Origin of the sequence: Bradyrhizobium sp. 930_D9_N1_4, from assembly GCF_052076015.1 — a bacterium.
Classification (GTDB): domain Bacteria; phylum Pseudomonadota; class Alphaproteobacteria; order Rhizobiales; family Xanthobacteraceae; genus Bradyrhizobium.
Genome location: NZ_CP197236.1, coordinates 5,739,908 through 5,753,433, shown reverse-complemented (window position 1 = coordinate 5,753,433; position 13,526 = coordinate 5,739,908). Strand labels below are relative to the sequence as shown.

The window sequence follows — 13,526 nt, the reverse complement described above, 5'->3', positions numbered from 1 at the left end:
TGATGGATATTTTTGCCAACCTCGCTCACGGCTTTGCCGTCGCGCTCACTCCGATCAACCTCCTGATGTGCCTGATCGGTGCCCTCGTGGGCACGCTGGTCGGCGTGCTCCCGGGCATCGGCACCATCGCGACGGTCGCGATGCTGTTGCCGATCACCTTCGGATTGCCGCCGGTCGGCGCGCTGATCATGCTCGCGGGCATCTATTACGGCGCCCAATATGGCGGCTCGACCACGTCGATCCTGGTCAATATTCCAGGTGAAGCGACATCGGTCGTGACCGCCATCGACGGCCACCAGATGGCCAAGCAGGGCCGTGCCGGCCCGGCGCTGGCGATTGCCGCGATCGGCTCGTTCTTCGCCGGCTGCGTCGCGACCGTGCTCATCGCCGTGCTCGGCGCGCCGCTGACCAAGCTCGCGCTGGCATTCGGTCCGGCCGAATATTTCTCGCTGATGGTGCTCGGCCTGATCTTCGCGGTCGTGCTGGCCAAGGGCTCGGTGCTGAAGGCGATCGCGATGATCGTGTTTGGCCTGCTGCTGTCGATCGTCGGCTCGGACATCGAGACCGGTGCGTCGCGCATGGCCTTCAACATTCCGGAGTTGGCCGACGGTCTCGGCTTTGCGACGGTGGCGATGGGTGTGTTCGGCTTTGCCGAGATCATCCGCAATCTCGACGCCGGCGCCGAGATGAATCGCGACCTCGTGCAGCAGAAGATCACCGGCCTGATGCCGACCAAGAAGGATCTGAAGGACTCCGCGCCTGCGATTCTGCGCGGCACCGTGCTCGGCTCGATCCTCGGCATCCTGCCGGGCGGCGGCGCGGTCATCGCCTCGTTCGCGGCCTATACGCTCGAGAAGAAGATCGCGAAGGATCCGAGGCGGTTCGGCCGCGGTGCGATCGAGGGCGTGGCGGCGCCGGAAAGTGCCAACAACGCTGCGGCGCAAACCTCCTTCATCCCGCTGCTCACCCTCGGCATCCCGCCGAACGCGGTGATGGCGCTGATGGTGGGCGCGATGACGATCCACGGCATCGTGCCGGGTCCGCAGGTGATGCAAAAGCAGCCCGACCTCGTCTGGGGCATGATCGCCTCGATGTGGATCGGCAATTTGATGCTGATCATCATCAACCTGCCGCTGGTTGGCATCTGGGTGCGGCTGCTGCGCGTGCCTTACCGTCTGATGTTCCCCTCGATCGTGATCTTCTGTGCGATCGGCATCTACTCGGTGAACAATGCGCCGGTCGATGTCATTCTCGCAGGTGTGTTCGGTCTGGTCGGTTACTGGCTGATCAAGCATGATTTCGAGCCGGCGCCGTTGCTGCTCGGCATGGTGCTGGGACCGCTGATGGAAGAGAACCTGCGTCGCGCGCTTCTGATCTCGCGCGGCGACTGGAGCGTATTCCTGACGCGTCCGCTGTCGGCCGTGCTGCTCGGGATTGCGGCCTTCCTTCTGCTGCTTACGGTGCTACCTGCGTTGCGCGCCAAGCGCGACGAGGTGTTCACCGAATCCGAGAACTGACCGCGCCGCGCCCTGCGTCCGCGCGCCGCATTCGGAAGTCGAATCGACTTGTGTGACGTCTTCGTGAAATGAAAATGCCGGCCCTTGTGGCCGGCATTTTTTTGTCCCGGGGGAAACGCTATGACTTCCATTCGCGCGCTCGCTACGGGCGCATGTGCTGCCGCGTTTGCATCGCTGTGCGCCCTTGTCACGCCGGTGGAGGCGCAGACCTATCCGACGCGCAGCATCACTATGATCGTACCGTTCGCGGCGGGCGGTCCGACCGACGTGATCTCGCGCATCGTCACAGGGCATATGGCGCAGACGCTCGGCCAGAGCATCATCATCGAGAACGTCGTCGGCGCCGGCGGCACGACCGCGACCACGCGTGCTGCACGCGCGGCGAATGACGGCTATACGCTCATCACCGGGCATATGGGCACGCACGCTGCCTCCGTGCCGCTCTATCCGAAGCTTGCCTATCATCCCGAGAAAGACTTCGAGCCGATCGCGTTGCTCGCGGGCACGCCGATCCTGATCCTCGCGCGCAAGGACTTTCCGCCGAAGGACCTCAAGGAGTTCGTCGCTTACGTGAAGGCCAATGCCGAGAAGGTGAATGCAGCGCATGCCGGCATCGGCTCGGTCTCGCACGTGTCCTGCGAGCTGTTGCACTCCATCCTCGACATCAAGCCGGTCGGCGTGCCCTTCAACGGCACAGGCCCCGCGATGAACGCGCTGGTTGCCGGCCAGGTCGATTACATGTGCGACCAGATCGTCAATGCCGTGCCGCAGATCAACGGCGGCACCATCAAGGCCTATGCGATCGCAACGCCCGACCGTAACCCGTCGCTGCCGAACGTGCCGACCACGGCGGAAGCCGGGCTGCCGGCCTTCCAGGCCCAGGCCTGGAATGCGATGTTCGCGCCGAAGGGAACCTCGCCCGCGATCATCGCGAGCCTGAATGCCGCCGCCATCAAGGCGCTCGACGACGAGACCGTGAAGAAGCGCCTGCTCGAGCTCGGCAGCGTCATCCCGGCGGCCAAGGACCGCACGCCGGAGGCGCTGGCGACCCTCGTCAAGAACGAGATCGCGAAGTGGACCCCGGTGCTCAAGCCGGCAACTTAGCCAGCACTTTCAAACCGATAGGCGAGGGGCGGGACGCAGGTTCCGCCCCTTGTCGTTTGCGCCGGGAGCTCTCATTTTTCGGGGTATAATCGGTGGAGGCAGCGAATCGCCGCTGTCGCAGCGCGGGGGGCGCCGTTAAGTTCGCCGCCTCCCCAAAAGGCTGCCGTCTTTCCAAGGTTTGGGCACATGCACCAGTATCAGGACCTGCTTGAGCGGATTCTTTCAGACGGCGCCGAGAAGACCGACCGGACCGGTACCGGCACGCTCTCGGTGTTCGGCCATCAGATGCGCTTCAATCTGTCCGCCGGCTTCCCGATGCTGACCACCAAGCGGCTGCCGCTGAAGGCGATCGTGCATGAGCTGCTGTGGTTCCTGAAGGGCGACACCAACATCAAGTACCTCAAGGACAACGGCGTCACCATTTGGGACGAGTGGGCGGACGCCAACGGCGATCTCGGTCCGGTCTACGGCCATCAATGGCGCTCGTGGCCTACGGCCGACGGACGCAGCATCGATCAGATCGCCAATGTCATCGACATGATCAAGCGCACTCCGGATTCTCGCCGGTTGATCGTCACCGCCTGGAATCCGGCCGACGTCGAGAAGATGGCGCTGCCGCCCTGCCACCTGCTGTTCCAGTTCTACGTCGCCAACGGCAAATTGTCGTGCCAGCTCTATCAGCGCTCGGCCGACGTGTTCCTCGGTGTGCCCTTCAACATCGCATCCTATGCGCTGCTCACCTTGATGGTCGCGCAGGTTACCGGCCTGAAGCCCGGCGACTTCGTGCATTCGCTCGGCGACACTCACCTCTACTCCAACCATCTGGAGCAGGCGCGGCTCCAGCTCACCCGCGCGCCGCGTGCATTGCCGGTAATGCGGATCAATCCTGATGTGAAGGACATCTTTTCTTTCCGTTACGAGGATTTCGAACTCGTCGGCTACGACCCGCATCCGCACATCAAGGCGGCAGTCGCGGTCTAGCGCCAATGTCGCTCAACATCCGCCGCGTGCGTCCCGGTGAGGCCGGGCTCGTTCTCTCTTTCATCCGCGAGCTCGCCGAGTACGAAAAACTCTCGCATGAGGTCGAGGCCACCGAGGCTGACATCGCCGATGCGCTGTTCGGCGAAAGGCCGCAGCTCTATTGCGCGATCGCCGAATGCGACGGCGAGGCCGTTGGCTTCGCGGTGTGGTTTGCGAATTTCTCCACTTTCAGCGGCCGCCACGGCATCTATCTCGAAGATCTCTACGTGCGGCCGTCGCACCGGGGCAGGGGCCTCGGCAAGGCGCTGCTGGTCTATCTCGCCAGGGAATGCGTCGACAACGGCTGGTCGCGCCTGCAATGGGCGGTGCTCGACTGGAACGCGCCGTCAATCGCGTTCTACAAATCGCTCGGCGCCGTCATGATGGAGGACTGGACGCTGTGCCGCGTCACAGGTCCCGCGCTCAACCGGCTTGCCGGGAGTGCGTCCTGATGGAGATCGTCTTCGTCGTCGCCATCGCGGAGAACGGCGTCATCGGTGCCGGAAACGCGATGCCGTGGCGCATGAAATCCGACATGGCGCGCTTCAAGGCGCTGACGATCGGCAAGCCCGTGATCATGGGCCGCAAGACCTTCGAATCCCTGCCCCGGCCGCTTCCGAACCGCACCAACATCGTCATCACGCGTGATGCGGCCTATCGCGCCAATGGGGCCGTCGTGACGACGTCGTCGGCGGATGCGGGTGCGGTCGCGCTTGGCGATGCCCTGCGGCGTTCGGTCGCCGAGATCGCGGTGATCGGCGGCGCCGAGATCTATCGGCAATGGCTCGATCGCGCCGATCGGCTCGAAATCACCGAAGTGCACGCGCGGCCCGAAGGCGACACGCATTTCGACATCGACAAGGCTGCGTGGGATGAGGTGGCGCGTGTCCGCCATCCCGCCGGCCCCAACGACAGCGCCGACTACTCATATGTGACATATCGTCGGCGGCCCCGCCATTAACCGCATTTGCCAATGTTAACATTGACTTTTCTGGCCCCGAGCTTAGCTCGGAAGAGGGCTAGGGCTGCGTTGTAAGGGACTTGCGTGTCCCCTATAAAGCCGGACCGGACAAAGCGGGCGGGGGCAAATTCCACCCTGCCGAGGAGAGTTGAATGCCGTGGAAGAATCAGGGCGGTGGCCCATGGGGCTCGGGTCCGAAGGGACCATGGGGCAACGGCCCGCAACCAGTCGGGCCAAGGCCGCCGGATCTGGAAGACCTTCTGCGGCGCGGCCAGGACCGGCTCCAGCAGATCATGCCGGGCGGCTATTTCTCCGGCATCGGCATCACGCTGATCATCCTGCTCATCATCGCGTTCTGGCTGCTGTCGGGCTTCTTCAGGGTGCAATCTGAAGAACAGGGCGTCGTGCTGCGTTTCGGCAAGCACGTGCGTACCGTGGACCCGGGCCTGAACTATCATCTGCCCTATCCGATCGAGACGGTGCTGCTGCCCAAGGCGCTGCGCGTCAACACGCTCTCCATCGGCATGACGCTGATCGACGATCCGGCGCGGCGCGGCCGCTCGATTCGCGACGTGCCGGAAGAGAGCCTGATGCTGACCGGCGACGAGAACATCGTCGACGTCGATTTCACCGTGCTGTGGCGAATCAAGCCGAACGGCGTCGGCAACTTCCTGTTCAACATCCAGAACCCCGAAGGCACCGTGAAGGCGGTGGCCGAGAGCGCCATGCGCGAGGTGATCGGCCGCTCGCAGATCCAGCCGATCCTGACCGGCGCGCGCAACGTCACCGAACAGGGCGTGCAGGAACTGATCCAACGGACTCTGGACGGCTACGGCGCCGGCATTCAGATCACCCAGGTGCAGATGCAGAAGGTCGACCCGCCGGCGCAGGTGATCGACGCCTTCCGCGACGTCCAGGCGGCGCGCGCCAATCTCGAGCAGTTGCAGAACGAAGCGCAGACCTACGCCAACCAGGTCGTGCCGCAGGCGCGCGGACGTTCCGCGCAGATCCTGCAAGCCGCCGAAGGCTACAGGGAGCAGACCGTCGCCGAGGCCAAGGGCCAGAGCGCGCGCTTCCTGAAGGTGTACGAGGAATACAAGAAGGCGCCCGACGTGACGCGTGAACGAATCTATCTGGAGACGATGGAGCGTGTGCTCGGCGGTGCCGACAAGCTCGTCTATGACGGTGGCCCCTCCGGCCAGGGCGTCGTGCCCTATCTGCCGCTCGGCGAATTGACGACCAAGCGGCCGCCTACCACCGGTCAGCCCTCGAGCGGAGCCACACGATGAGGTCTCCGGTCACAGGTATCGTCACGCTGCTCGCCCTCCTGCTGGTCGTGATCGTCGGCTACATGTCGCTGTTCACGGTGCAGCAGACCGAGCAGACCATCGTGCTGCAATTCGGCAGGCCCGTCGACGTCGTCACCGATCCCGGCCTGCACTTCAAGGCGCCGTGGAATTCGGTGATCAACATCGACAAGCGGATCCTCGATCTCGAGAACCCGTCGCAGGAGGCGATCGCGTCCGATCAGAAGCGGCTCGTGGTCGACGCCTTCGCGCGTTACCGGATCAAGGACGCGCTGCGCTTCTATCAGAGTATCGGCTCGATCCAGGCGGCGAACATCCAGCTCACCACGCTCCTGAACGCGGCGCTGCGCCGCGTGCTCGGCGAGGTCACCTTCATCAACGTGGTGCGCGACGACCGCGAGAAGCTGATGCAGCGCATCCGCGAGCAGCTTGATCGCGAGGCCGACGGCTACGGCATCCAGGTCGTCGACGTCCGGATCCGCCGCGCCGATCTGCCGGAGCAGAACAGCCAGGCGGTCTATCTGCGGATGAAAACGGAGCGCGAGCGTGAAGCCGCCGAGTTCCGCGCGCAGGGCGGCCAGAAGGCACAGGAAATCCGCTCCAAGGCCGACCGTGAGGCGACCGTGATCGAGGCGGAAGCGAGGTCCCAGGCCGAGCAGACCCGCGGTGTGGGCGATGCCGAACGCAACCGCCTGTTCGCGGAAGCCTACGGCAGGGATGCCGACTTCTTCGCCTTCTACCGGTCTATGGCGGCCTATGAGACCGGGCTGAAGTCGAGCGACACCCGCTTCCTGCTGCGGCCGGACTCGGATTTCTTCCGGTTCTTTGGTAACCCGTCGGGCAAGACGGCGACCGCGACGCCGGCAAAGCCGTAAGCTAGACAAGGGCGGCCGGTCTGGCCGCCCTTCGTCCAGACAAGAACAGTACCACGGGAGGTTCCAATCCGATGAGGTCCATTGCGTTCGCCGACTTCCTCATCGGCCTGGGCATCCTGTTCGTGCTGGAAGGCCTGATGTTCGCGGCAAGTCCCAACTGGATGCGCAAGGCCATGAAGAGCGCCATCGCCACGCCGGACAATATCCTGCGCGTGGTCGGGATCGGCTCGGCCGTGGCCGGCCTGATCCTGATCTGGGTGATGCGGCGTCCGGTTTAGGCCTCGCGCCAACGCCAAAGTGAAGGCGAGAGGCGGGTTTTGGCCATATTATCCGCCTGAGGCCCGTTAAGGTCCGCGCTTGCGCCATCCCCCCGTTCGAGCGCAGTCTTGAGTCAAAGCCTTGGAGTCAAAGCCTTGGCGCCGAATCCTTATTTTCTGGAGATGACAATGACCGCTGCCACCATTGCCCCGACCCGCTTGCGCTTAGGGCTGGCCGCGCTCGCCGTCAGTGCATTCAGCGCGTTCGGAGCGCCGGCCTATGCGCGCGGTCCCGAGGGTATCGCCGACGTCGCCGAGAAGGTGATCGACGCGGTCGTCAACATCTCGACCTCGCAGACCGTCGAGGCCAAGGGCGGCGGCGGCGGCAGCAACAGCATGCCGCAATTGCCGCCCGGCTCGCCCTTTGAGGAATTCTTCGACGACTTCTTCAAGAACCGCAAAGGACCCGGCGGCGGCAGCAAGGGCGGCGAGAACAACCCGCCGCGCAAGACCAACTCGCTCGGAAGCGGCTTCATCATCGACACATCAGGCGTCGCCGTCACCAACAACCACGTCATTGCGGACGCCGACGAGATCAACGTCATCCTCAACGACGGCACCAAGATCAAGGCGGAGCTGGTCGGTGTCGACAAGAAGACCGACCTTGCGGTGCTCAAGTTCAAGCCCACCAAGCCGCTGGTCGCGGTGAAGTTCGGCGACAGCGACAAGCTGCGCCTCGGCGACTGGGTGGTCGCGATCGGCAACCCGTTCAGCCTCGGCGGCACCGTGACCGCAGGTATCGTCTCGGCCAAGAACCGCGACATCTCCTCAGGTCCCTATGACAGCTACATCCAGACTGACGCCGCCATCAACCGCGGCAATTCCGGCGGCCCGCTGTTCAACCTTGATGGCGACGTCGTCGGCGTCAACACGCTGATCATCTCGCCCTCCGGCGGTTCGATCGGCATCGGCTTCGCCGTGCCGTCAAAGACGGTCGCGGGCGTCGTCGATCAGCTCCGCCAATTCGGCGAGCTCCGTCGCGGCTGGCTCGGGGTGCGCATCCAGAGTGTCACCGACGAGATCGCCGAGAGCCTCAGCATCAAGCCGGCGCGCGGCGCCCTGGTGGCCGGCGTCGACGACAAGGGCCCGGCGAAGCCCGCCGGCATCGAGCCCGGCGACGTGGTCGTCAAGTTCGACGGCAAGGACGTCAAGGATCCCAAGGATCTCTCGCGCGTCGTCGCCGACACGGCGGTCGGCAAGGAAGTCGACGTCATCGTCATCCGCAAAGGCAAGGAAGAGACCAAGAAGGTCACGCTCGGCCGCCTCCAGGATCCCGACAAGGTGCAAGCCGCGGTGAAGACCGACGAGCCGGCGCCCGAGAAGCCGGTGACGCAGAAGGCGCTCGGCCTCGATCTCGCGGCGCTCAACAAGGATCTGCGCACGCGCTACAAGATCAAGGAGAGCGTCAAGGGCGTCGTCGTCACCAATGTCGATGCCAATTCGGACGCCGCCGAAAAGCGCCTGTCCGCCGGTGACGTCATCGTCGAGGTCGCGCAGGAATCAGTCTCCAGCGGCGCCGACATCCAGAAGCGTGTCGACCAGCTCAAGAAGGACGGCAAGAAGTCCGTGCTGCTGCTGGTCTCGAATGCCGACGGCGAGCTGCGGTTTGTTGCGCTGAGCGTGCAGTAGACTGATCGTGGTGCGGGACTGCGCGGCCACACACTTCCTGTCATGCTCCGCGAAAGCGGGGCATCCAGTACGCCGCGGCCTCTCGACCCTATCACTGCGGTCTCTGGAATACTGGATCACCCGCTTTCGCGGGTGATGACGTCAGGCCTCCACGAATTCCTCGCGCCGATAGCCCTGCGCATAGAGCAGCGCGGTGAGATCGCCATGGTCGATCCGCGCCGCCGCAGCCGCGGCCACTGCGGGCTTGGCGTGATACGCCACACCCAGTCCCGCGGCCTGGATCATCGCGAGATCGTTGGCGCCATCGCCGACCACGACGGAGTCGATGTCGTCGAGATCGAACGACTCCATCAGATCGACCAGTGTCGCAAGCTTGGCCGCGCGCCCCAAAATCGGCTCCTTCACCTCGCCGGTGAATTTGCCGTCGCGCACGACGAGCTCGTTGGCGCGATTCTCCTGGAAGCCGATCTTTGCCGCGACCGCGCTCGTGAACAGGGTAAAGCCGCCGGAGACGAGGCAGGTATAGGCGCCGTGCTTGCGCATGGTCGCGACCAGCTCGCGGCCGCCCGGGGTCAGCGTGATGCGCTTGGCCAGCACCTCGTCGACGACGTCGGCGGGAAGGTCTTTCAGCAGCGCGACGCGCTCGCGCAGCGCCGGCTCGAACTCGATCTCGCCGCGCATCGCGCGCTCGGTGATGCCTGCCACATGGGCCTTCATCCCGACGAGATCAGCGAGCTCATCGATGCATTCCTGCCCGATCATGGTGGAATCCATATCGGCGAGAAAAAGCTTCTTGCGCCGGAAGCCGACTGGCTGCACCACGATGTCGATCGGGAGGTCGCCGCGCAGCTCGCGCAACCGCTGCTCGATGGCGTGACGGTCGCCTTCGAGGTTATCCTGCGCGCCGAAGGGGATGTCGACCGCAACCCCGTCGAACAGCCAATGCGCCGGTTGCGCCTGAGGCAGCACGGCGCGGGCGCCGTCGACGATGGTAGAGTCGAGCGCGGGATTGTTCGGGTTGCAGATCAGCGTGGCGACGAGGGACATTTGAGGTTTTCGTGAGCGAGGGGCATTCAAGCAAGGCCGTGCTTATCGCAGGCCCGACCGCCAGCGGCAAGTCGGCGCTGGCGCTGGAGCTCGCCCTGAGCACGGGCGGCACGGTCATCAATGCCGATTCCATGCAGGTCTATCGCGACCTCCGCATCATCACGGCGCGTCCTACCCATGGCGAGGAAGCGCGCACGCCGCATCGTCTCTACGGCCATGTCGATGCAGCCGTGAATTTTTCGGCCGGCGCCTGGGTGGCTGATGCCGCGAGGGCGCTCGAAGAGGCGAAAGCCGAAGGCCGCCTGCCGATCTTCATCGGCGGCACCGGGCTTTATTTCAAGGCGCTGACCGCAGGGCTCTCGGTTGTGCCGCCAATCCCCGCAGAAGTTCGCGACGACGTACGGGCGCGACTGGAGCAGAACGGCGTCGAGGCGCTGCATGCGGAACTCGCGCAGCGTGATCCGCGCGCGGCCGAACGATTGAATTTGCGAGACCGCACCCGTATCGCGCGCGCGCTCGAAGTGGTCGAGGCGACCGGACGCTCGCTGCTGGACTGGCACCATGAGGGCCAGCCACCGCTCCTGCCCAAGGACAGTTTTCGCGCGGTATTTCTCACGCCCGAGCGCGATGAGCTCTACGCCCGTATCGATGCCCGGTTCGACGCCATGCTGGGCGGCGGCGCGCTGAAGGAGGTCGAACGGCTCGCGGCCCGAAATCTAGATCCGCTGCTGCCGGCGATGAAAGCCCATGGCGTGCCGACGCTGATCCGGCATCTGCGCGGCGAGCTCAGCCTGGATGAGGCCGCCACGATCGGCCGTGCCGATACCCGCCACTACGCCAAGCGCCAATTCACCTGGTTCCGGCACCAATTGCCGGAGTTCGAGTGGGTGAAGCCGGAGGAGGTGAGGGGATGGTTGGCCGCCATTGTAAATGCGGCACGAGACCCCGGCTGACGCGCTTTTGTGCCCGGGTTCCCGCATTTACCTCTCGCCGAACCCCGGGAACACCGCTACACTGCCAAAATCGCGCAGGAATGGCCGCATTGCCTTGACATCCGGGCTTTGGCCGCTATGTTTCGCGCAACCTTTGGGAAGCCGAGCGTCTGTCATGCGCAACATTATTACCAAACTCCTTATCGCCGTCGTACCCAGGCACACCGCCGGGGGTGGCTAGCTGCCATCCACATGACAGGCGGTGTGCAGGGTCCCTCTTCGGGGCCTTTTTTATTTCCCGAACCCGACACGAACGAAGCCGCTGGCAACAGCGCATCCGGAGCAAGCCAATGAGCGACAAGAGCCACGATCCGAACCAGATGACCGGCGCCGCGATGATCGTCCGCGCGCTCATCGATCACGGCGTGACCGACATTTTCGGCTATCCCGGCGGCGCTGTGCTTCCGATCTACGACGAGATCTTTCAGCAGAGCGAAGTCCAGCACATCCTGGTTCGCCACGAGCAGGGCGCCGGTCACGCCGCCGAAGGCTATGCGCGCTCGACCGGCAAGCCTGGCGTTGCGCTGGTGACGTCCGGCCCCGGCGCCACCAACATGGTGACGCCGCTGACCGACGCGCTGATGGACTCGATCCCGCTGGTCTGCATCTCCGGCCAGGTGCCGACGCACCTGATCGGTAACGACGCGTTCCAGGAATGCGACACCGTCGGCATCACGCGTCCCTGCACCAAGCACAATTGGCTGGTGCGCGACGTCAACGATCTCGCAAAAGTGCTGCACGAGGCGTTCTACGTTGCGACCACGGGTCGTCCCGGCCCGGTGCTGGTCGACGTTCCCAAGGACGTGCAGTTCGCCACCGGCACCTATCATCCGCCGCGCAAATCCGACGTGCATCGCTCCTACGCGCCGCGCGTGAAGGGCGATGCGACGCAGATCCGCAAGGCCGTCTCGCTGCTCGCGAACGCCAAGCGTCCCGTCATCTACAGCGGCGGCGGCGTGATCAATTCCGGCCCCGAGGCGACCAGGCTCTTGCGCGAGCTGGTCGAGGCGACCGGCTTCCCGATCACGTCCACGCTGATGGGCCTCGGTGCATATCCGGCGTCCGGCAAGAACTGGCTCGGCATGCTCGGCATGCACGGCACCTACGAAGCCAACATGACCATGCATGATTGCGACGTCATGCTGTGCGTCGGCGCGCGCTTCGACGACCGCATCACCGGCCGTGTCGACGCGTTCTCGCCGAACTCGAAGAAGATTCACATCGACATCGATCCGTCCTCGATCAACAAGAACATCCGTGTCGACGTGCCGATCATCGGCGATTGCGCCAACATCCTCGGCGACATCCTCCAGGTGTTCAAGGCCGAGGCGAAGAAGCCCGACATCAAGGCGTGGTGGCAGCAGATCGCGCAGTGGCGTGCCCGCAACTCGCTCTATTACAGGAAGAGCAACGACGTCATCCTGCCGCAGCACGCGATCCAGAGCCTGTTCGAGGCGACGCGCGGCAAGGACACCTACATCACCACCGAGGTCGGCCAGCATCAGATGTGGGCGGCGCAGTTCTACGGCTTCGAGGAGCCGCATCGGTGGATGACGTCGGGCGGGCTCGGCACCATGGGCTACGGCCTGCCGGCCGCGGTCGGCGTGCAGGTGGCTCATCCCGACAGCCTCGTCATCGACATCGCGGGCGATGCCTCGGTGCAGATGACGATGCAGGAGATGTCGACGGCGGTTCAGTACGAGCTGCCGATCAAGATCTTCATCCTGAACAACCAGTACATGGGCATGGTGCGGCAATGGCAGCAACTGCTCCACGGCAACCGGCTATCGCATTCCTACTCGGAGGCGATGCCGGATTTCGTCAAGCTCGCGGAGGCCTATGGTGGCGTCGGCTTCCAGGTGCACAAGCCCGGCGATCTCGACGGCGCCATCCAGGAGATGATTTCGGTCAAGCGTCCGGTGCTGTTCGACTGCCGCGTCGCCGCGCTGGAAAACTGCTTCCCGATGATCCCCTCCGGCAAGGCGCACAACGAGATGCTGTTGCCGGAACAGGCCAACGACGAGGCCACCGCCAAGGCGTTCGCCGGCGGCAAGGCGCTGGTGTGAGCGCGATAGTCACAAACTCCGCTGTCATCGCCCGGCTCGACCGGCGATCCAGTACGCTGCAGCGGCCGCGAAGATCTCGGGCGCCGACGACTACTGGATGCCTCGCTTTCGCGGGGCATGACAAGAAAGAATAGAGGGGACGACAATGAACCAGCCCGCATCCGCCTACTTCATCGAAGAGCGTCACGATCCGAACGAGACGCACACGCTCGCGGTGCTCGTGCAGAACGAGCCCGGCGTGCTCGCGCGCGTCATCGGCCTGTTCTCGGGCCGCGGCTACAACATCGAGAGCCTCACGGTCTCGGAGACCGAGGCGCAGAAGCATCTGTCGCGCATCACCATCGTCACCACGGGCACGCCGATGGTGATCCAGCAGATCAAACACCAGCTCGATCGCATGATCCCGGTCTATCAGGTCGTCGACATGACCCAGACCAAACGTTCGATCGAGCGGGAGCTCGCAATGGTCAAGGTACGCGGGCAGGGCGAGCATCGCGTCGAGGCGCTGCGGCTGGCGGATGCGTTCCGCGCCCGCGTGATCGACGCCACCACCGAGAGCTTTGTGTTCGAGATCACAGGCAATACCGACAAGATCAACCAGTTTATCGACCTGATGCGCCCGCTCGGCCTCGTCGAGGTGTCGCGCACCGGCGTTGCCGCGATCGGCCGCGGGCCTGAGGGGATGTGAGCC

At 64.5% G+C, this 13,526-nt stretch carries 13 protein-coding genes; 12 read left to right on the top strand and 1 reads right to left on the bottom strand.

The features are described 5' to 3' along the window. Window positions 1-2 precede the first annotated feature (2 nt). The 9 genes from AB7532_RS27395 to AB7532_RS27355 all read left to right on the top strand — a co-directional run bounded on the left by AB7532_RS27395 (window position 3) and on the right by AB7532_RS27355 (window position 8,730). The gene (locus tag AB7532_RS27395; protein WP_441237800.1) at window positions 3-1,517 is read left to right on the top strand and encodes a tripartite tricarboxylate transporter permease; all 1,515 of its coding nucleotides are present in this window, start codon (window positions 3-5) and stop codon (window positions 1,515-1,517) included. Window positions 1,518-1,637: 120 nt separating this feature from the next. Further along, a complete protein-coding gene (locus AB7532_RS27390) occupies window positions 1,638-2,621 on the top strand; it encodes a tripartite tricarboxylate transporter substrate binding protein BugD (RefSeq protein WP_441237799.1) in 984 nt (327 codons plus the stop codon). Between the two features lie 186 nt (window positions 2,622-2,807). After that, window positions 2,808-3,602, top strand: a complete 795-nt coding sequence (locus tag AB7532_RS27385; protein ID WP_441237798.1) for a thymidylate synthase — start codon at window positions 2,808-2,810, stop codon at window positions 3,600-3,602. Between the two features lie 5 nt (window positions 3,603-3,607). Further along, entirely contained in the window at window positions 3,608-4,093 is a 486-nt protein-coding gene (locus AB7532_RS27380) for an N-acetyltransferase family protein (RefSeq protein ID WP_441237797.1), read from the top strand. Next, window positions 4,093-4,602 carry a dihydrofolate reductase gene (locus AB7532_RS27375; RefSeq protein ID WP_441237796.1) on the top strand — a complete coding sequence of 170 codons (510 nt, stop codon included), beginning with the start codon at window positions 4,093-4,095 and terminating at the stop codon, window positions 4,600-4,602. The genes AB7532_RS27380 and AB7532_RS27375 overlap by 1 nt, the downstream gene beginning before the upstream one ends. Before the next feature lie 152 nt (window positions 4,603-4,754). Further along, window positions 4,755-5,891: an FtsH protease activity modulator HflK gene (gene hflK, locus AB7532_RS27370; RefSeq protein WP_441237795.1), complete on the top strand. Its 1,137-nt coding sequence runs from the start codon at window positions 4,755-4,757 to the stop codon at window positions 5,889-5,891. Further along, window positions 5,888-6,784, top strand: a complete 897-nt coding sequence (gene hflC / locus AB7532_RS27365; protein WP_441237794.1) for a protease modulator HflC — start codon at window positions 5,888-5,890, stop codon at window positions 6,782-6,784. The genes hflK and hflC overlap by 4 nt, the downstream gene beginning before the upstream one ends. Before the next feature lie 71 nt (window positions 6,785-6,855). Next, the gene (locus AB7532_RS27360) at window positions 6,856-7,062 is read left to right on the top strand and encodes a DUF2065 domain-containing protein (RefSeq protein ID WP_270162114.1); all 207 of its coding nucleotides are present in this window, start codon (window positions 6,856-6,858) and stop codon (window positions 7,060-7,062) included. Between the two features lie 168 nt (window positions 7,063-7,230). Next, a complete protein-coding gene (locus AB7532_RS27355) occupies window positions 7,231-8,730 on the top strand; it encodes a Do family serine endopeptidase (RefSeq protein WP_441237793.1) in 1,500 nt (499 codons plus the stop codon). A 141-nt stretch (window positions 8,731-8,871) separates the two neighbouring features. On the opposite strand, the gene serB is transcribed toward AB7532_RS27355, so the two are convergent. Then, window positions 8,872-9,777 (bottom strand): phosphoserine phosphatase SerB, encoded by a 906-nt coding sequence (gene serB / locus AB7532_RS27350; RefSeq protein ID WP_441237792.1) that lies wholly within the window; start codon window positions 9,775-9,777, stop codon window positions 8,872-8,874. Window positions 9,778-9,788: 11 nt separating this feature from the next. On the opposite strand from serB, the gene miaA reads away from it, so the two are divergent. The 3 genes from miaA (at window position 9,789) to ilvN (ending at window position 13,523) form a co-directional block, all read left to right on the top strand. Continuing rightward, window positions 9,789-10,730, top strand: a complete 942-nt coding sequence (miaA, locus tag AB7532_RS27345; RefSeq protein ID WP_441237791.1) for a tRNA (adenosine(37)-N6)-dimethylallyltransferase MiaA — start codon at window positions 9,789-9,791, stop codon at window positions 10,728-10,730. A gap of 329 nt (window positions 10,731-11,059) precedes the next feature. Next, the gene (locus AB7532_RS27340) at window positions 11,060-12,835 is read left to right on the top strand and encodes an acetolactate synthase 3 large subunit (RefSeq protein ID WP_441237790.1); all 1,776 of its coding nucleotides are present in this window, start codon (window positions 11,060-11,062) and stop codon (window positions 12,833-12,835) included. A 145-nt stretch (window positions 12,836-12,980) separates the two neighbouring features. Next, on the top strand, window positions 12,981-13,523 hold the full coding sequence (gene ilvN / locus AB7532_RS27335; protein ID WP_234679905.1) for an acetolactate synthase small subunit: 543 nt from the start codon (window positions 12,981-12,983) through the stop codon (window positions 13,521-13,523). Window positions 13,524-13,526: the final 3 nt, after the last annotated feature.